Genomic DNA, 18,720 nt, shown 5'->3' with positions numbered 1-18,720 from the left:
ATCACTCACATGAAAAAAACTTTATCTAAGATCATGGCGGTCAGCGCCCTTTCGCTCCTTTCCATTTCCCTTTTAAGCGGCTGCGGAAAATCTGCTCCCAAGTCAGGAAGTGCCGGAGAAGTTTACGTATACAACTGGGGCGAATACATTGACGAATCCGTAATTGAGGAATTTGAAAAAGAGACCGGAATCAAGGTCGTTTATGACATGTTTGAAACCAATGAAGAAATGTATCCGGTCATTGAGGCAGGAGGCGTAAAGTATGACGCCGTTTGCCCCTCCGATTATATGATCCAGAAAATGATCGAAAACAACCTTTTATCAGAAATCAACTTTGACAATGTTCCCAATATAAAGGAAATCGATTCCAGATACCAGGAAATGTCAAAGAGCTTTGACCCGGAAAACAAATATTCCGTTCCTTACTGCTGGGGAACTGTAGGGATCCTTTATAACACCAGCATGGTAGACCCTAAAGACGTTCCCACCAAATGGTCCGATCTTTGGGATGAAAAGTTTAAGAACAATATCCTCATGCAGGACAGCGTCCGTGATGCCTTTATGGTTGCATTAAAATCCCTTGGCTATTCCGCCAACACCACCAATGAGGCAGAGCTTCAGGAAGCAAAGGAACTGCTAATCAAGCAGAAGCCTTTGGTTCAGGCCTATGTCATCGATCAGGTACGGGATAAGATGATCGGCGGCGAAGCCGCAGTAGGTGTCATCTATTCCGGAGAGATGCTTTACATCCAGAATGAGGTAAAAGATCTTGGCCTTGACTATTCCCTGGAATATGTGATCCCGGAAGATGGAACCAACCTCTGGCTGGATTCCTGGGTCATTCCTGCCAATGCGCCCAACAAGGAAAATGCAGAAAAATGGATCAATTTCCTCTGCCGTTCTGATATTGCAAAAAAGAACTTTGAATACATCACCTATCCCACTCCAAATAAAGGGGCCTTTGATCTGCTGGATCCTGAATTGCAGAATAACAAAGCCGTTTTCCCGGATGCAGATACGTTAAAAGACAGCGAAGTCTATAAGTATCTGGGGGATGAAGTGGATTCCCTTTACAATGAGGCCTGGAAAGAAGTAAAATCCAATTAACCGTCAGGAGATGGGTATTGGGTATAAAAGAGCGGAAATTTCCGCTCTTTTTTTATTGGGTCCGGGATTCTCATTTTATGTTGAGAACCCACATATATAGCTGTGGATATGTTATTATTATATACAAAAGAACTTAAGTAAAATTGTCTGTGTATGTTTGCTTATTTTTCAGGCAGGGAGGAGGAATTATAAAGTCAGAAGTTTTTATTGAAAGAAGAAATTGCAGGAGGTACATTCTCCCATCAGATAATTAAGGAGACCAAAATGGAAAACATAGTTACAGACCGATTGATTATAAGAAAATTTGAACAAAGCGATTGGCAGGATATGTATGAATATCTGTCAGACGAAGAAACCGTTGCATTTGAACCATATGATATTTATTCAGAAGCTCAGGCCAAAGAAGATGCAGCGAGAAGGTCAACGGATGATTCTTTCTATGCAGTCTGCTTAAATGGAACTGGAAAGTTAATAGGAAACCTGTATCTGGGCAAAGAGGACTATAATACATGGGAATTAGGATATGTATTTAACAGGAAGTACCAGGGCCAGGGCTATGCCACAGAGGCCGCGGCGGCTCTGCTTTGCTATGCCTTTACACATTTAGGGGCAAGGCGTATCATAGCCATGTGCAGTCCAAAGAATGACCATTCCTGGAAGCTGCTTGAACGCTTACATATGAGGCGGGAAGGTCTGCTTCTGGAAAATATTTATTTTAAAACCAACAGCAGCGGAGAGCCTGTATGGCTTGATACATACGAATACGCCCTTTTGAAATCAGAATGGTGTGAACGGAATGGGAAAGGACAGCCAAAAGAATAAGCAAAATTAAAACGGGTTCTATAAACGTAAATTAAGGGAAGTCTTTTCATGACTTCCCTTAAAAAATCCATTTTCAGCCTTGTTCTAAAACATAGACTTATTAAAAATTAGTGATCAGCACCTCAACCGTAACTGCATCCCGTTCTTTAAACTGGTAGCTGCAGTTGGAATAGGTATTATCGATATAATGAACCTGATACTTCTTGCTCCACTGGATCAAAAGGTCATTGGACAATCCCTTATGATAAAGGACATTGGACAGGGCAAACCGGGTTCCCTGTTCATGAAGCCGGTCCAAAAGGGCCAAAAGGGCCATTTCCTCCCCTTCCTTCCAGTCCTTAAATCCCCGGTTCCCATCGTTGTAATTCCCTGTGGAAATCAGGTAGGGGGGATCGCAGTAAACCAGGTCTTCCGGCCCCAGTCCCGTAAAGTCCAGCTCCATAAAGTCCAGGTTTGAAAACTCAATGTTCTTTTCATGAAGGGCATGGCAAAACTCCCTTAAATTCTTTTCAATGCTGCCGTTAAAGGAGCTTCTGTTCCTCCCAAAGGGGGAATTGAACTCATGGCTGTTATTAAAGCGTATCTGATGGTTAAAGGCATAACAGGCCAGCACAAACAGCTCTGTTAAATCCTTTGTTCTGTTATAATCTGAACGGAGGGCGTAATAGCCTTCCTGGTTCTGCTGGGTCAGCCCGTATTTTAAGATCAGGCCCTGGATCCTCTCCAGGATCTCCCCCACATCCGTGGAACGGAACATCTGGTACAGTTCAATCACATAGGTGATCTGGTCATTGCATATGATCCGCCGGGCTTCCACATTGATCCCTACGTTGAAGCCTCCTGCAAAAACATCCACAAAAGTGCGGATATCCCTGGGAAATGCCTTAAAAACAGGCTCCAGGATCTTAAACTTCCCCCCTGTATAGTTCAGAGGACTTTTTATGTACATGGCGGCACCTGCTTTTCCATGTAGAACAAAAGCTCTCTAAGGCGCTCTGTCTCCTTCACCTTCCGGCTCTTGTATCTCCTGTAAGGAATCTCATAGATCTGGAAGGTCTCCGGCTTTCCGTGCTTTTTCATGGCTTCCTCAATCTCGCTTACCGTCATAAGCCCGTCCGTGCTGTAGCTTAATATGATATGCTTAAACCGGGCATTCTTAAGAAGCTCTTCAAAGGCCGGAACCGCTTTATGCTTCATACAGAACTCTGATTTCTGCCCTTCGCCGGGACGCTGCCCCGTAACTCCCCGCACCTGGGGATAGTCATATCTGGCTGCTGTTTCCAGGACGTGGTAATTGGAAAGATACTGGCGGGCATTATAAGGAGGGTCAATGTAGAGGATGTCCCCCTCAATCTGTGTTAAAAGATCCGTTCCGTTTTCGTTGAAGCAGCGGTTCTTCTTTCCATTATGAGTTACAGGAAGGCGGTACAGCTCATACCGTTTGCAGCTTCGCCTCTCCCAGGTTTTGTGGAATGCGCCGTAGGTCCCGGAGGTATTGGAAACAAAGGGAATCCCCTCCACAATGCAGGCCACCAGATAATAATACTCGTCCTCGCTTAAAAGTCCGGCAGCCTTCCAGTCCTCCACGGTACACCTGGCATAGTCGATCCGCAGGGCATTCTCATCATTTAAGTACATGCGGCCGCCCAGGGGGGCATAGGTGTTCTGAAAAAAACGGCGCTCCCCCGGTAGTTCCTCTAAATCCTTTTTTTCTCTGCCGTTAAAAAAATCCACCGGATCCTTGATCCCGGTTTCTTCCTGCAGACGGGCAAACTCCGGCATAATATCATTCTCAACGGTAGCCCTTTGCAGCACATAAGAAAAGTACAGCAGGTCATTGGAACAGACCTGGTACCACTGTTTAAAATATCTGGCAACCGCTGCGGTTCCAGAAAATATATCACAAAAGCTTTCCGCTCCCGGCGCCTTTTCATCAATCACTTGCTTGATCTGGTCCAGCAGCAATGTCTTGCTCCCAATAAATCTCATTCTTTTCTTGCTCCCATTTCATTTTAGCCTGCCTATCATTATAATGTAAAATCATAAAAAATACAAGAAAAGTTGAGCTTACTAAATTCCTTCACCGTCTGAAACGTTATTTTTACGCTTTCGCCGTCTTTTAAAGCAGTACATCCTTTCATCTGCCATGTTTAATGCTGCCTCCGGCGACAGTCCCATACCCTTTGCAACCAAAACAACTCCATAGCTGATGGACATTGGGTAGACCTTCCCGCCGGCCAACAGCTTTTTATCCACACAATCCATCTTCTCCTCTGCAGCCTGCTCCCCGCAGTCCCGGAACAAAACCACAAACTCATCGCCTCCGAACCGGCAGGTAAAGTCAATCTCCCGTGCAGATTTCTTCAGGGCTTCTGAAACATACTTTATATATTCATCTCCACACAAATGGCCAAACCGGTCGTTGATCGTCTTCAGTCCATCCATATCAATCATGCAAAGGGAAAAGGAAATGCCTTTTTGGATATAGGAGTCAATGGCCCGTAAGCCGCTGCGCCGGTTATCCAGCCCGGTCAGCTCATCCTTATAGGCCATAACCTCTAAGAAGGCTTCATTTTCCCTCTGATAGGTGATATCGGTCATGAGATGGACTGCCGCTCTTTTCTCTCCCCAAAGCAGGGAATAAGATTTTATCTGAAAGGTCTTATTCCGGAAGCATTTGAATTCATACCGCAGTTCCTGTTCCAGGCCGGTCTGGGACTTTAAACGGGCCATTAAGGGGCAATCTCCTCCCCCGCAGGCAAACTGTCCCGGCCCCGGATCATAAAACTGCTTTCTGGCCGATTCATTGGTATACAATACCTTTCCGCTCTCTTCTTCTATTACCACGACCCATTCCTTTAAGCTGTCCATGATGGATATCAGCAGAGCATTGAATCTTTTGTTCTTTTCTGCCTGCTCTTTCAGCTCGCTTTCCCTTATTCCCAGTTGGATCACCATTTCATTAAACGCCTGCGAAAAATCTCCCATAAAGGTCACCCGCTGTTTATAATCCCCCTTGATCACCTGATCGGTCTGCCAGGTCAGATGTTTTAAGGCGGCGTGAAGCTGCTTTAATTCTCCTGCCTGAAAATTCTGACGGGCAGGCAGGGGCACATTCAAATTACCTTCCGCCAGATTCTTAAGAAACTCGTTGGATTCCATAAGACAGTGAGAAAGATAGGAAACTGCCTGCTCCAGGTCTGAAAACACCTGGGACTTTTCTTCCAGCTCCCCGGAAACCGGCTTATTTAAAATGATATTGAGGATCTGCTCCAAAAGAACAGAAGCATCTTTCTCTGTCATCCACTACACCTTCGCCTGATGATCGATCCGGGCCTCAAATCTGCATACACGTGAACCGCTGGCCCAGCAATCAACTTCTTTTACCACATATTCCTTTCCCGTATATTCCTTTAATACTCCGGCAAGGAATCCTTCGTCATAATTGCAGACATAATCACCTGTCACAGGGAGTCCGGAACAATCCAGATCTTCCCCAACGGTCAGAACCACTTCTCCGGTATGGGGATCAAATTTTTCAAATCTTAAAATGCCTATTTTATGTACTTCCAGGCTTTTTTGCAAGGATGCAAGAAAATCATTAAGCGGAAGGGTTAAATCAAGCAGATGCAGTGCAAATTCTCTTCCCGAAAGCTTTCCCGCTTTTTGGAAAAGGTCTCTTGCCGCTTCATCGCCGAACCTCCCTGACAGTTCACTTCTCAAGGAATACTGAAACAGCCGGTACATCATAACTGGCATTTCTTCCCCCAGATTTTTTCTCCCCTCTGCGATATTCCCTATTGTGTCCCAGGAAAAATCCTTCTCTTCTCCTGTATGAAAAATATTGAACATATGCCTCCTCCTGTATCTTCATCTGCACAGACTGATCGCTTCAATTTGGACCAGTTACGTGTACATTCATAATTTAAGCATATTTTGCCTGAATATTACCACTTTTCAGCCGTTTTTTCATTTAACTACCCGATTATGAGGGATACATGTTGAGCAATATGGGTCATCTGCCAAATGATTAAAGTCAACCATATTATATTATAATAAAAATTCCGACAAATTTCAACATAAAAATAGAGATAGAAATTTTCTGTAACCAACAAAAAGAGCCGTTAAAATAATTATAGGAAGAAGTCATCTTGAAAACTTATGCCGGTCCATGGTAAAATAAGAGAATATCCAATGAAAGCAGGAAAGAGGGTGATGATACGAAGATACAGGAATCTGCCGAAAACTATTTAGAGACGATCCTGATGCTTAAGAAGCGCAACGGTTATGTGCGCTCCATAGACATTGCGGAAGAATTGGATTTTTCCAAACCAAGCGTCAGCGTGGCAATGAAAAATCTCCGGGAAAACGGTTACATCGGGATCGATGAAAACGGTCACATCATTTTGCAGGAAAAAGGACTGGAAATCGCAGAAAGGATGTACGAACGCCACACCTTGTTATCGGAGTGGCTGATGGCCTTGGGGGTTGCCCCTGAAACCGCACTGGAGGATGCCTGCCGGATCGAGCACGTAATAAGCGCGGAAAGCTTTGCAGCCATTAAAGCTCATGTGAACGGCCCCGGAGAAGTATAAAAAGGAAAACCGGGAGGCCGGCTGACCAGGGAATGGTCAGCCGGCCTTTTACAGCACTATGGCTAGGCCGGACCCATTTCATCAACCGGTCTTCTCTCTTTTTCATCCGGCTTCCCAGTGCCTTCCGGCCTTTATGAAAAAAGCAGCCCGGCTTTGATTTCAGCCGGGCTGCTTCATGAATTATTTTCCTGTGTTACATCCATTCCTTAAACCGGCGCTTATACACCTCTTTAAGAAACTGCACACCTGCAAGATAGCCCACAAGGATCAGGGCCAGCCAGGGCACGAACGCCACCGGCAGCCGGTACATGTCAAAGCCGATGGAAAGATCCGTAAATCCAATGACCAGGGCAATGACCGCAACGATAAATGTGGACAGAAACAGGGGAATAGATGGCCTGCTTTGCACAAAGGGCAGTTTTTCCGTACGGATTAAGTGAATGACCAGCACCTGGGATATGGTCCCGAATACGAACCAGCCGCATTGGAACAATGGAGCCAGCTCCCCTTTATTGGCACCAATGGCCCACCACATAACTGCAAAGCATAAAATATCAAAAACAGAGCTAAGGGGGCCAAAGTAGGCCATAAAGGATTTGATAGACTCTGTTTCCCATTTATGAGGCTTTTTTAAGTATTCCTTATCCACATCATCAAAAGGAATGCCCATCTGAGAAAAATCGCACAACAGGTTCTGGGTCAATATCTGCACCGGCAGCATGGGCAGAAACGGAAGGAAGAGGCTGGAAACGATGACGGAAATCATATTTCCGAAATTGCCGCTTGCCGCCATCTTAATGTATTTGATGATATTTCCAAAGGTGCGGCGGCCTTCTATGACTCCTTCCTCCAAAACCATTAAATCCTTTTCCAGAAGAATGATATCAGCGGTTTCCTTGGCAATGTCCACGGCGCTTTCAACGGAAATCCCCACATCGGCCTGGTGCAGGGGCGGCGCATCGTTGATGCCGTCTCCCATGTAGCCTACCGTATGGCCTGCACTCTGTAAAGCTTTTACCACCCGTTCCTTCTGGGCCGGGGATAATTTGGCAAACAGATTGCAGGTGGCCACCGCCTGTAAAAGCTCCTTGTCATCCATCTGCTCCACCTCACGGCCCGTCATCATGACCGACGCATCCACGCCCACCTTGCTGCAGACCTTGGCAGCCACGCCCTCGCTGTCTCCGGTAAGGACCACAGTCCTCACCCCATGATCCCGAAGGGCGGCAATGGCAGCGCCTGCGCTCTCTTTTGGCGGATCAAGAAAGCCTACAAAGCCGATTAAAACCATGTCCCGCTCATCGTCCACGCTGAATACTCCCACGCCGGGCACTTCGTTCTTCTGGGCGACGGCGATCATGCGCAAGCCGTCGTCATTATACTTTTCATAAGTTGCCATGGCAATGCGCCGGGTCTCTTCATCCATAGGCAGGACCTTTCCGTTCATCTCCACAAAGGAGGAGATTTCCAGGATCTCTTCTACCGCTCCCTTTGTAATAAGCTGAAGCTTCCCGTTTTGGTCGGTTAAAACCACACTCATCCTGCGCCGTGTGAAATCAAAGGGGATCTCATCAATGCGGCTGTAAGAGCTTAAAACAGGTTCCAGGCCATTCTGCCCGGCACGGTTTATGATGGCTAAGTCAATGAGATTTTTAAGGCCGGTCTGGAAATAGCTGTTTAAATAGGCATGGCGCAAAATCCTGGCATCTTCATCTCCATTTAAGTCCATGTATCTTTCCAGGACCACTTTGTCTTCGGTCAGGGTTCCTGTCTTATCGGTGCAGAGCACATCCATTTCCCCAAAGGTCTGGATCGCTCCCAGAGTGCGGACGATCACCTTGTGTTTGGACATGGAAACCGCTCCCTTTGCAAGGGTGGAGGTCATGATCATGGGCAGCATTTCCGGTGTAAGTCCTACGGCAATGCTGATGGCAAACAGAAGCGCTCCTGCCCAGTCTCCCTTTGCAAAGCCGTTGATCAAAAACACCACAGGGATCATGACAAGCATCCGTCTCACCAGAAGCCCGCTGACTGATTCCACCCCCCGCTCAAAGCTGGTCTTCGCCTTATCGCCTGATAAGGATTGGGCCATGGAACCAAAATACGTATTATTCCCGGTTGCCAGAACCACCGCAGTGGCGCTTCCGCTTATGACATTGGATCCCATAAAGCCGATATTCTGCAAATCTGTCAAAGCGTCGCCGGGCTGATTGTCCCCATCAGCGAATTTTTCCACAGGGGCGGACTCACCGGTCAGGGCTGCCTGGGCCAAAAAGGTGTCCTTGGTAGCCAGAAAACGCACATCTGCCGGAAGCATATGGCCTGCGGAAAGCTTGACAATGTCTCCCGGAACCACCTCATCCATGGGAATCTCAGTCAGTTCTCCATCCCTCCATACATCCGCCTTGTTGGAAATCATCTCAGAAAGTTTTTCCGCGGCGGCGTTGGACCGCTGGTTCTGGACAAAAGCCACCATGCTTGAAACCACCACCAGGAAAATAATGATGGAAACGGTGACATAGTCAGGCCTTGAGGAAGCAATGACATCTGTAAAATAATTAATAGCAGCAATAAACAGCAGGATGATGTTAAAAGGGTTGATGACCGCCTCTCTCAGCCTGTGAAGGGTGGTATTCTTATTTCCTGCCGTAATCACATTTGCCCCGAATTCATCCTGTCTTTCCAGGGCCTCTTTACCGGTAAGGCCGGCCTTTGATGCGGATAGGGAGGATAAAAGCTTTTCCTCCTCAAAAAATGCATAGGCCCTGAGCTTTTTCTCCGTGTCATTTCTGTTTTTCTGGATCTGTGTGCCAATTGTTTTGTTTTTCATGAATTTCATTGGAATCATTCCTTTCTTTTTATAGGATTCCCCAATGAAAATATAAATAGCAATAAAAAAAAGCCGTCCCAATAGACGGCGTTAAAAGCACAGGCTAAGAAAGCCCATTTGTATCAACAAACAATGGACGTTCACCTGCTAATGCGCCGGTATATTGGTTTATATTTTCATACTGGGGTTTGAAGCCACATATGGGACTTCGAGGGCTGCCTTCCATTGTTTCACTTCCTTTATATTAATTTTAGTTCACATACCCAGTGTATCCGATGACGGAAAAAAAGTCAACCTTACTTAAAAATATCTGTAAATGTACTGCTTGTTTCCGGAGATTTTCCAGTTGTTTTTGGTAATATTTGGATTATTTGCTGTCATTGGAAACGTCATATAATGAATACATGATAAGCAAAGGAGTATTTTACAATGCCGCGAAGAGGAGAAAATATTTATAAACGAAAAGACGGGCGCTGGGAGGGACGAAGCTTAAAACAGGATGGAAAATACCGGTATTTTTACTCCAGATCCTATAAAGGCGTAAAAGAGAAAATGAAAAATTATCAGGAGACCCGGGAGTCCGGCAAAGGGAAGCCTTCCGTCGGCACAGAGGATGTCTGCCGGCTGTTTGAAGCATGGCTGGAAGATGCCGCCCTTCGGGTGAAACCCTCCACCTATGAAAGCTATTACCGGTGTATGAATCAATACGTGATTCCTTTTTTTAAGCAGGATAAGAATCAGAAAATTACGGAGGAATCTGTTCTTTGCTTTGTAAAGGCCATGAGAGAGCATACAGGGCTGGCAGATTCCTCCAGGAAAAAGAATCTTACCATCTTCAAAATCGCCTTAAAGGAGATACTGAAGGGCTCACCGGAGAGCTTTTCCATCATTGAGCAGGTGAAAATTCCAAGGCCGGAGGACAAGGAGGTCAGGGTCTTTTCCCTGAAAGAGCAAAGACTCATAGAACATGCGGCACTGAATTCCAAAGACAAACGGGCGGCAGGGATCATCCTGTGTTTTTATACCGGAATCAGGCTGGGAGAATTGTGTTCCCTTAAATGGGGAGATATTGACATGGAAAGCGGTACCCTGTCCATTGGCAGGACCGTGTCCAGAATAAAGGATTTTGAAGAGAAGGAAAGCAAAACAGCCCTGTCTGTAGGCGCTCCAAAAAGCCGGAAGTCTGTAAGAAAAATACCCTTGCCGGAATTTCTGTTAAAGCTGTCGGAGGAACAGGGATTTTCTCATGCAAATCCGGACCATTATATTTTTTCCCAAGGGGAAACCCCTTTTGACCCCCGCTGTTTTCAAAAGCTTTATAAGAAAATATTAAAGGAAGCCCATGTCCAGGACCGGAAATTCCATACCATCCGCCATACCTTTGCCACCCGCGCTCTGGAAATGGGAGTGGATGTTAAGACCATCAGCGAACTGCTGGGCCATTCCAGCGTGTCCATTACCCTTAATGTGTATTCCCACTCCCTTATGGAGCAAAAAAAAGCTGCCATTGAAAAATTCAATGACATGTACCGCTTAAATATGGAAACACTGTCTGCCCCCAGCCCGGCCGCAGATTTAAAGAGCGTCTTTTGATTTATAGAACGCAACAGACTATAAAATAAGACGACCCGTCCATGTAACGGGTCGTCATGTCACTTTAGGGAGTGTAAGGCTTACTCTTTGGCCATCCTTTTATTCACTATGGAATAAAGCTTTTCCATGGTTCTCCAGTTCCGCACCGTGAGCGGGCCGCCTAACAGGGACAGCTTGTCTGAAAGCCTGGAATTGCGGATGCTGTGACGGAGCAGAAGATAAACTTCCCTGCCCTGTACCCGGTAATCATCCAGCTCAGTTACAAAGGGGATCAGGCATTTTGCTTCCTCCTCAGAAGGGGCCTGATTCAAAAGGCAGACATAGAAGCTTTCCCCTTCCGAATTTACGGCCTCTGCCTCCAGTCTCTCCCTCTCCGTATAAGGGCAGCTCTTTATCAACTGTTCCAGTTGGCCGGACGTTCTTAAAATCACGCTTACGGAAAAACCAAATCTCTCTCTGATTTTATCTTCCAGCTTCTTCTTAAGCTCCTCTTCCCCTTCTTCTGACTCAAAAATGATATTGCCGCTTTGAATATAAGTCTCCACCCGGACCAGCCCTGCCCCTTCCAGCAGCAGCCTTAGCTCAGCCATCTTTATCTTATTTTTTCCGCCCACGTTGATTCCACGGAGCAGTGCGGTATATATGGTCATCTTCCTGCCTTCTCCTTTCCCGGCCTCATTATCTATAAAATAACATTTGCATGATTCCGTCCTTCCGACTTTGACTTATAAAGGGCCTCATCCGCCCGTCTTAATGCCTCCTGGAAGTCTTCATCCCCTTCTTTAAAGAAGGAAAAGCCGGCGGATACGGTGATCCCTATTTCTTCATTGTGATCCTGTATTTTTAAAGAAGAGATTGAATTCAAAAACTTGGTTCCAAAATCCAGCACATGCTTCACCTCCATTCCTTGAAGAATAACGATGAATTCATCACCGCCCCAGCGGATGATCTTGTCCGTGCTTCTTAACGTACGTTTCATTACCTTCACAAATTCCGCCAAGGCCGTGTCCCCAGCGTAATGGCCGTATTTATCATTGATCTCTTTAAAATGGTCCATATCACACATCATGATTCCGGGGCTTAAGCCTGTCCGTTTATACTCCTTAAAGGCATTGGCCAGATCATTGATTCCGCTCCTCCTGTTGCCCGCCTTTGTAAGGACATCCTGGTTAAGCTCAGATTCCATCATCTTTTTCGCATGGCGGTAATATCGTTTCTCCAATAAGGAAACGGAGAACAGGCTGACGATCAGTATAAGGATGAGCAATAAAACCAAAAGCAGGGTCAGCCTGGATACCAGCTCTTTGCTCTCCTTATTGGTCTGGTTAATATAGGGCTGTACATCATCCAGATAAACCCCCATGGCAATGACCCAGTTATAGTCCTTATAAAGCTTGGCATAAGCCAGCTTCCTGGATACCTCATTGCTGGTCAGCTCTTTGAAATAGTAAGAGAAAAAAAGTTCTCCATCCTTATTGATCCCCTGAAGCTCGGCCAGGTATGGGTAATCTCCCGCGATATCGGTCATATCCGTAGAAAGATAGGTTCCTTCCGTTTCCGGAAGATTGGGATGAACCCTTCGGATGGCGTAATTCTTACCCCCCTGATAATTCACTATCTCGTTTACCCAGATGTAGGAATTTCCATCAAATTTTGAATTTTTGATCACATTGACCATATCTGCTTTCACAAGGTCATTCACATAGCTTTTTGTGAGTCCAAAGAGAAATGCGTACTCTCCATGGCTAAAGACCCGGTAAGAAGATAAGACAGAGGAATTGGCTTTAAGAGTATCCTTCCAGGTGGCTGCTGCCAGATTCCCTGGATCATAAACCGGCTTGTTTTCCTCATGGCTCCACACGACCACAGTCATAAAATTATAATCCGGATTATCCTGGAAAAACTCTATGAAAAAATCATTGAATTCTCTGTCAGGAAGATCCTTTTTCATGTTAATGACTTCAGACGTTCTGGAGACAAAGGTTTCCACGTATGCTGATTTGGCTTTCTGCCTCAGCTCAATTTCGGAAATCAGGTTATTGACTGTATCCTTTAGAAAATCCTTTTTGATGTTATAGATTGCTTCCTCTGATTTCTCAATATAAATTTCGCCCACCTTGTCAATGGAAAACAAATAAAAGCAGGCCATGACCGTACAAATGATGCAGATGATCGTAGATAGAAATATTGTGTATTTACGACGGATAACGCATTCCTCCTTTTTTGGAATGTATATTTTTACCATAGTATGTAAGCATTTTCATCTACTCATCTGCATATTCCAGAAAAATCCTGTTATTAAACCCGCCCCTGTTTATTGCTTTCTTTTCCCGTTCAGCCTCCAATTCTGCCCTGGTATATCCTCTGGCACTGCAAATGGAATATAACACCTCCAGCACGTCTGCCAGCTCCCCCAGGCTTTTATCCTCCTGATATTCTCTTACCTCCTCATGAAGCTTTTCTTCCAGCCTCACCATATATTCTTCCTCAGTCAGAACACGCCATACCGCTTTTTTTCCTTCTGTCTCAATTACATCCGGTATTTTGTCCCTGACTAATTTGTCGTACCTTTTCAATGCAAATCCCTTCTTTCCAGTTGATCATTGTAACGGTAACCTATGCTTTGCGAAAGATACACTTAAAAAACAGTATATCACATTCATGGAAAAATGTCGCTTTTTCCTGTCAATAATTGCTTCTTAAAGTTTCTTTCAAGGTCCTTTTTCCTTAAAAAAGACCTGCCATATGGTTCATGGCAGGCCTGCCGCTATTGCGGACATTTCCTCTTTTATTCGTTTTACTGCCCGTTCAAGCTCTTCATCGGTACAGTTGCATACACACAGGCGTATGCCCTCCAAAGCGGCAAAGCCGTCCAGGTTTAGTATTCTACCTTCCACATATATCTTCTTGTGGAAAGAGGATGCTGTCTCAAATCCGCCAGGGCATGATTGTAAACATCATATACGTTATTAAATAAGGAGTGGTTAAAATAAGAGACAACGGTGGCATCAATGGTGGATAAGCCTAAGTCCTTTGCATCCAGCACTTCCAGCCTTCTGGCATATTTCCTTAAAAAGGTCAAAGCCCTCTCATCCAGTTCCCTGGTAGGCCCTTCGCTGATCTGGATCATGAACGGGGATTGGGCATCCGTAATTTCAAAGGGTCCGTGAAAAAATTCTCCGGTATGGATGCTGGAAGAATTGATCCACTGCATTTCCATAAAGATGCAGATGCTTTCCATATAGGCTGCCCCATAACCGGCGCCACTGCCCATAGTATAGATCACCTTGTCCTCCTTGTACTCCTCTGCAAAAGCCCTGGCACGCTTTTCCACATGGCGGCGGGCATGCTTTACGATTCCGTCAATGCGGGACACTCCCTCCTGGAACTTCTCATAATGTTCATAGCCCTCTGTCTGATTCAACAGCTCCACCGCGGCCATCAGCCCAACCATGGTCTTTTCTCCTGCAATGTCCTTATTGTCACCGAAGGTATAGGAAACCACGTAATCCGCCGCCTTTGTGATAGGGGAATCAGAAGACCAGGTAAGGGCTATGACCGTGACCCCTGCCTTTTTGGCAAGCTCTGCGGCCTTTACGGTTTCCGGAGTATCTCCCCTGTGGGAGGCTGTGATGACCACTGAATTTTCCCCTAAAACCCTGGGCGTATTATGTATGAATTCATTGCTGTTATACCAGCCGGTGCGTATGGATGAAGCTTCTGTTTCCAGAAAGATTTTAGCCGGATAAAATGCCCCCAGAGAGCCGCCGCATCCAACAAAATAAACCTCCCGGACTCCCCCCACCTCTTTCTTCTTTTCCACGATTTCAGTTGCGATCTCTTTGACTGTCATAATGTATCCTCCATTTTCTTATTAATATCTTATATGATGTATTATAACATCATGATTATATTTTTCAAGTATATTCCTGAATTTATTTCATTTATTCGTTGACTCTTGTTATATGATGTTATATAATGTATTTATCAATCAAGTAAACTTTACTTTTGGAGGTAACATATTATGACAGTCAAAGAAATTGTTTCAGCAATCAAGGCTGAGCGCCCAAGCATCACTTCTGTCTGCTTCGTCGGCTGCGGGGCTTCCATGTCAGAATTATTTCCCGGTAAATATTTTCTGGAGGCCAATTCCAGAAAGCTTCGGGTGAGCATTTACACTGCCAATGAATTTAACTATTCCACCCCTGTATCCGTAGATGGATCTGCAATCGTTGTGACCTGCTCCTTAAGCGGAACCACTCCGGAAACAGTTGCTGCCTCAAAAAAGGCCATGGACTTAGGGGCTGCCGTCATCTCTGTGACCCATATCGACGGTTCTCCCCTTGCCCTGGCTTCCCATTACCAGATCATCCATGGCTTTGAGGCCAGCTACGCAGCAAAGATGGAGAAAATGACCAGCGTCCTGGCACTTTCTGCGGAAATCTTAAACACCTATGAAGGATACGTCCATTACGACACCATGCAGGATGGATTTTCAAAGATTTATGACCTGATCGAAACCGCTGTTTCCATGAGCCTGCCGGCTGCAAAAGCATTTGCCGAAAGCTATCAGGACATGCCTATTTTATATGTCATGAGTTCAGGGGCCACCCAGATGGTTTCCTACTCCTTCTCAAGCTTCCTCATGATGGAAATGCAGTGGATCCCTTCAAGCTCCTTCCATGACGGAGAATTTTTCCATGGACCCTTTGAAATCGTTGACCAGGATGTGCCCTATCTTCTTCTGATGAATGACGGACCGACCCGGCCCATGGATTCCAGAGCCCTAACCTTTCTTAAGCGGCTTGGAGCAAAGACAACGGTCCTGGATGCAAAGGATTTCGGCCTGGGCTCCCACATTGATAAATCCGTTGTGGAATATTTTAATCCCATGCTGATCAGTGGTGTCTTAAGAATCTACGCAGAGCAGTTAGCGGCTATTCGCAATCACCCCCTTACAAAAAGGCGGTACATGTGGAAGCTTGATTATTAAGTACCTATAGTCTCCATTCCAGACTCTTCCACCGGAGAAAGACCCCTTCCGCTGCCATGCTCCATATGCGGGCCATGGGCCTCCAGAGCAAAGGGGTCTGAGGTTTTCAGAACATAATTTCCCATGAATTAAAAATCTCCCTGTAAGACAGCTACTGAAAAGGCCGGCTGTCTTACAGGGCTTTTTATATACACCGGATTATTCTTCAAATTTCGTTCCAAATCCAAAGGAACCGTCCTTCTGGCAGTTTTGGGAGGAATAAACAGCAGCCTTGTAAAGGCTGGTTTTTATGACCAGATCCTTATACTCCTTGGCTCCAGTGATGCCGGATTTCCCGGATTTTTCAGGAAAATCCACCGCATATTTCATTCCATCCAGATAGCTGATCAAAAAACAGGTGATAAAGGAATCCCCCGCTCCCATGGTATCCTTAGCCTTTACCAGGCAGGGCGGCTGTTCATATAAGTTTCCGTCCACATACACAAACGCTCCCTTTGCCCCCCTGGTGGCCATGACCATATGGCGGCAGCCATAGGAAATGATGGAATTTATCTGATCCCGTATCTCCTCCTCCGGCATGTCTTCCCCGCAGGAGATACAGGCGCAGTCAATATAAGGACATGTCTCCTTTAAATATTCTGAAGAGGCGCGGTTGGAAAAATCCATGGAAAGAAATGCTGCCGCTTCCCTAAGAACCGGGAGCTGGGTTTCTATATAGCTGAAAATGCTGGTATGCACTATGTCATACCCTGCAATATATTCCCTGTCCAGCCTGGTAAGCTCCAGGGGATGTTCCATGGAAACGCCGCCCTTATTGCTTCCTATGAATACCCGGTCTCCGTCCACCAGCTTTACCTTAGCCGCGCCGTTTTCCCCTTTCCAGAAGCGGCACCTGGAAACATCAAGCCCAAGGGCAGCGATTGTTTCATATACGTGCCGGGCCTCCCCGTCATCTCCGAAATTTCCCAAATACGCCGCTTCATAGCCAAAGAGATTGGCATACACCGCAAAATTCAAGGCATTTCCTCCCGGGTACATGGTCATTATGTGCATGTATTTATCCACCACATTATCTCCCAAGCCTAATACTCTGATCATGGTTCGTTCTCCTTTTTCCCTCATAGTCCTATATCTTTACAGGAAAGCCCCGCCGCCTTTTAAAGCCCGTGACTTCCCTGATGCCTGCTTCTTTTAAAAGCTTTTCCGCCTCATGAAAACCTGCCGCCACATCCTCCGGCTTATGGGCATCCGATCCAACCGTTATCACCGTTCCTCCCAGCTCAGCAAACAGCTTCACCGTTCTTAATGGCGGCATGGACTCCCCTGCCTCCTGCCGGATTCCTGAGGTGTTGATTTCCATGCCCTTTCCCCTGGCAACCAGGTTTTTAAGGATCCTTGTTATTTCCTTCTCATGTCTGTCATAATAATCGGGAAGCCCTTTTTTTGCCGAATGCCTCTTAATTAAGTCCAAATGTCCCAGGCAGTCGAATTCCTCCACCTCCGACAGCCTTAATAAGTGGCGGTAATATGCTTCCGCAATCTGGGGCATGGTTTTTTCCGTATATTCCATTTGGCTGACATCGATGTTTTCGATCTTATGAAGGGAGCCGATAATAAAGTCAAAGGGATATGCGCAAATGACTTTCAATGCCTTCTCCGGGCATAAGTGCATCTGCCCGATCTCCAGCCCCTGCCGTATCACCAACTGCCCTTCAAATTTTTCCCTGCACCTTTCCAGGGACTTCCAGTACTGCCTTAAGTATTCCTCATTAAAATACTCCTTCACGATCCCATGGGCATAAAACTCATAATGATCCGTAAACGCCATCTCTGTCAGTCCCTTTTTTATGGCGCTTTTGCACATTTTCTCCATAGGGACCCCTGTATCAGGAGAAATGCTATGAACGTGATAGTCCGCCTTCAGCATAGTCATCCCTTCACCGCCCCCTGGGTAAGCCCGCGGACAAACTGCCTCTGCATACACAGAAACAAAAGCACCATGGGAAGGGAGGCGATCAGAATACCGGCCAGCATGACCACGTAATCCGACTTTAAATCTCCCTGGAACGCCATCAGCCCAAGAGGAATGGTCATAATGGACTTGCTCTCCAGAAATACATTGGCAAACAGAAATTCGTTCCATACAAAGTTTAAATTCACGATGGCGCAGGAAGCCAGGACCGGCTTGCTGACGGGGACAATGATCAGGAAAAACCGCTGCAGGCTGTTGCAGCCATCCACAATGGCCGCTTCCTCCAGTTCCTTTGGGATGGCGATAAAATAAGAACGAAGCAGGAACATGGTAAATGGAATGCGGAATGCCACGTAAGGAAGGATGATCGCCCACTGGGTATTATAAAGCTTCACAGACTGCAAAATTTTGTAGAGGGGAACCAGGGCAACCTGCTCGGATAGGGCCATGCCTCCCAGCACCAGGAAAAAGAGAAAGGTGCTGCCGGGAAGCTGGAACCTGGTCAGTCCATAAGCCAGAAAAGAGCTGATGAACAGGATAAAAACCAGGGATACCGCACTCACCAGAATGGAATTCTTAAAGTAGCTAAAAAGCCCCTTGTTCCACGCCGTCACATAGTTGACTGCCATCCATTTTTTCGGCAGGGCCAGGGAATTCAAAAACATCTCCTGGTTGGTTTTTAATGAGTTTAAAATAAGCCACATGACCGGAAAAAGAATGACGCATACCAGAAAAACCAGGAACATATGCAGCAATACCCTTAATAGAAAAACCTTTGAATTGTCAGAATGTTTCATCCTGCATTCCT

Annotated in this window: 19 protein-coding genes; 5 read left to right on the top strand and 14 right to left on the bottom strand. The window is 46.0% G+C overall.

What is annotated here, in order from left to right:
- Positions 1 to 9: 9 nt before the first annotated feature.
- Together ACYVD3_RS22685 and ACYVD3_RS22680 are read left to right on the top strand one after the other, a co-directional pair.
- Positions 10 to 1,107, top strand: coding sequence for an ABC transporter substrate-binding protein (locus ACYVD3_RS22685; protein WP_460644776.1), 1,098 nt, complete (start codon positions 10 to 12; stop codon positions 1,105 to 1,107).
- A gap of 264 nt (positions 1,108 to 1,371) precedes the next feature.
- On the top strand, positions 1,372 to 1,929 hold the full coding sequence (locus ACYVD3_RS22680) for a GNAT family N-acetyltransferase (RefSeq protein WP_460644775.1): 558 nt from the start codon (positions 1,372 to 1,374) through the stop codon (positions 1,927 to 1,929).
- Positions 1,930 to 2,029: 100 nt separating this feature from the next.
- Here the strand turns inward: ACYVD3_RS22680 and ACYVD3_RS22675 are convergent, their stop codons facing one another.
- From ACYVD3_RS22675 to ACYVD3_RS22660, 4 genes are all read right to left on the bottom strand, one after another.
- Positions 2,030 to 2,878: a DNA adenine methylase gene (locus tag ACYVD3_RS22675; protein WP_460644774.1), complete on the bottom strand. Its 849-nt coding sequence runs from the start codon at positions 2,876 to 2,878 to the stop codon at positions 2,030 to 2,032.
- Positions 2,869 to 3,918 (bottom strand): DNA adenine methylase, encoded by a 1,050-nt coding sequence (locus ACYVD3_RS22670; protein WP_460644773.1) that lies wholly within the window; start codon positions 3,916 to 3,918, stop codon positions 2,869 to 2,871. The genes ACYVD3_RS22675 and ACYVD3_RS22670 overlap by 10 nt, the downstream gene beginning before the upstream one ends.
- 81 nt (positions 3,919 to 3,999) lie before the next feature.
- The gene (locus tag ACYVD3_RS22665) at positions 4,000 to 5,232 is read right to left on the bottom strand and encodes a GGDEF domain-containing protein (protein ID WP_460644772.1); all 1,233 of its coding nucleotides are present in this window, start codon (positions 5,230 to 5,232) and stop codon (positions 4,000 to 4,002) included.
- 3 nt (positions 5,233 to 5,235) lie between these two features.
- Positions 5,236 to 5,781: a V4R domain-containing protein gene (locus tag ACYVD3_RS22660; RefSeq protein WP_460644771.1), complete on the bottom strand. Its 546-nt coding sequence runs from the start codon at positions 5,779 to 5,781 to the stop codon at positions 5,236 to 5,238.
- Between the two features lie 413 nt (positions 5,782 to 6,194).
- Here ACYVD3_RS22660 and ACYVD3_RS22655 point away from each other — a divergent pair, with 413 nt between their 5' ends.
- The gene (locus ACYVD3_RS22655) at positions 6,195 to 6,524 is read left to right on the top strand and encodes a metal-dependent transcriptional regulator (RefSeq protein WP_460644770.1); all 330 of its coding nucleotides are present in this window, start codon (positions 6,195 to 6,197) and stop codon (positions 6,522 to 6,524) included.
- Positions 6,525 to 6,717: 193 nt separating this feature from the next.
- On the opposite strand, the gene mgtA is transcribed toward ACYVD3_RS22655, so the two are convergent.
- Positions 6,718 to 9,363, bottom strand: coding sequence for a magnesium-translocating P-type ATPase (gene mgtA, locus ACYVD3_RS22650; protein WP_460644769.1), 2,646 nt, complete (start codon positions 9,361 to 9,363; stop codon positions 6,718 to 6,720).
- Between the two features lie 420 nt (positions 9,364 to 9,783).
- On the opposite strand from mgtA, the gene ACYVD3_RS22645 reads away from it, so the two are divergent.
- Positions 9,784 to 10,947, top strand: a complete 1,164-nt coding sequence (locus ACYVD3_RS22645; RefSeq protein WP_460644768.1) for a tyrosine-type recombinase/integrase — start codon at positions 9,784 to 9,786, stop codon at positions 10,945 to 10,947.
- Between the two features lie 80 nt (positions 10,948 to 11,027).
- Here ACYVD3_RS22645 and ACYVD3_RS22640 read toward each other — a convergent pair whose 3' ends face one another.
- The 5 genes from ACYVD3_RS22640 to ACYVD3_RS22620 all read right to left on the bottom strand — a co-directional run bounded on the left by ACYVD3_RS22640 (position 11,028) and on the right by ACYVD3_RS22620 (position 14,800).
- On the bottom strand, positions 11,028 to 11,597 hold the full coding sequence (locus ACYVD3_RS22640) for a DUF1697 domain-containing protein (protein WP_460644767.1): 570 nt from the start codon (positions 11,595 to 11,597) through the stop codon (positions 11,028 to 11,030).
- 32 nt (positions 11,598 to 11,629) lie between these two features.
- Positions 11,630 to 13,192: a diguanylate cyclase gene (locus ACYVD3_RS22635; RefSeq protein ID WP_460644766.1), complete on the bottom strand. Its 1,563-nt coding sequence runs from the start codon at positions 13,190 to 13,192 to the stop codon at positions 11,630 to 11,632.
- Between the two features lie 19 nt (positions 13,193 to 13,211).
- On the bottom strand, positions 13,212 to 13,523 hold the full coding sequence (locus ACYVD3_RS22630) for a phosphoribosyl-ATP pyrophosphohydrolase (protein WP_460644765.1): 312 nt from the start codon (positions 13,521 to 13,523) through the stop codon (positions 13,212 to 13,214).
- A gap of 174 nt (positions 13,524 to 13,697) precedes the next feature.
- Positions 13,698 to 13,844, bottom strand: a complete 147-nt coding sequence (locus ACYVD3_RS22625) for a hypothetical protein (RefSeq protein ID WP_460644764.1) — start codon at positions 13,842 to 13,844, stop codon at positions 13,698 to 13,700.
- Positions 13,826 to 14,800, bottom strand: coding sequence for an SIS domain-containing protein (locus ACYVD3_RS22620; protein WP_460644763.1), 975 nt, complete (start codon positions 14,798 to 14,800; stop codon positions 13,826 to 13,828). Before ACYVD3_RS22620 ends, ACYVD3_RS22625 begins: the two co-directional genes overlap by 19 nt.
- Positions 14,801 to 14,971: 171 nt before the next feature.
- Here ACYVD3_RS22620 and ACYVD3_RS22615 point away from each other — a divergent pair, with 171 nt between their 5' ends.
- A complete protein-coding gene (locus tag ACYVD3_RS22615) occupies positions 14,972 to 15,940 on the top strand; it encodes an SIS domain-containing protein (RefSeq protein ID WP_460644762.1) in 969 nt (322 codons plus the stop codon).
- Here the strand turns inward: ACYVD3_RS22615 and ACYVD3_RS22610 are convergent.
- The 4 genes from ACYVD3_RS22610 to ACYVD3_RS22595 form a co-directional block, all read right to left on the bottom strand.
- Positions 15,937 to 16,065, bottom strand: a complete 129-nt coding sequence (locus ACYVD3_RS22610) for a hypothetical protein (RefSeq protein WP_460644761.1) — start codon at positions 16,063 to 16,065, stop codon at positions 15,937 to 15,939. The genes ACYVD3_RS22615 and ACYVD3_RS22610 overlap by 4 nt on opposite strands.
- A gap of 73 nt (positions 16,066 to 16,138) precedes the next feature.
- The gene (locus tag ACYVD3_RS22605) at positions 16,139 to 17,038 is read right to left on the bottom strand and encodes a PfkB family carbohydrate kinase (protein ID WP_460644760.1); all 900 of its coding nucleotides are present in this window, start codon (positions 17,036 to 17,038) and stop codon (positions 16,139 to 16,141) included.
- 28 nt (positions 17,039 to 17,066) lie between these two features.
- The gene (locus ACYVD3_RS22600; RefSeq protein WP_460644759.1) at positions 17,067 to 17,873 is read right to left on the bottom strand and encodes a histidinol-phosphatase HisJ family protein; all 807 of its coding nucleotides are present in this window, start codon (positions 17,871 to 17,873) and stop codon (positions 17,067 to 17,069) included.
- Entirely contained in the window at positions 17,870 to 18,709 is an 840-nt protein-coding gene (locus ACYVD3_RS22595) for a carbohydrate ABC transporter permease (protein ID WP_460644758.1), read from the bottom strand. The genes ACYVD3_RS22600 and ACYVD3_RS22595 overlap by 4 nt, the downstream gene beginning before the upstream one ends.
- Between the last annotated feature and the right edge of the window lie 11 nt (positions 18,710 to 18,720).

The sequence above is a fragment of the Lacrimispora brassicae genome (assembly GCF_054772055.1).
Note: the sequence above shows the minus strand (reverse complement) of the source record. Positions and strands in the feature narration are given on the sequence as shown.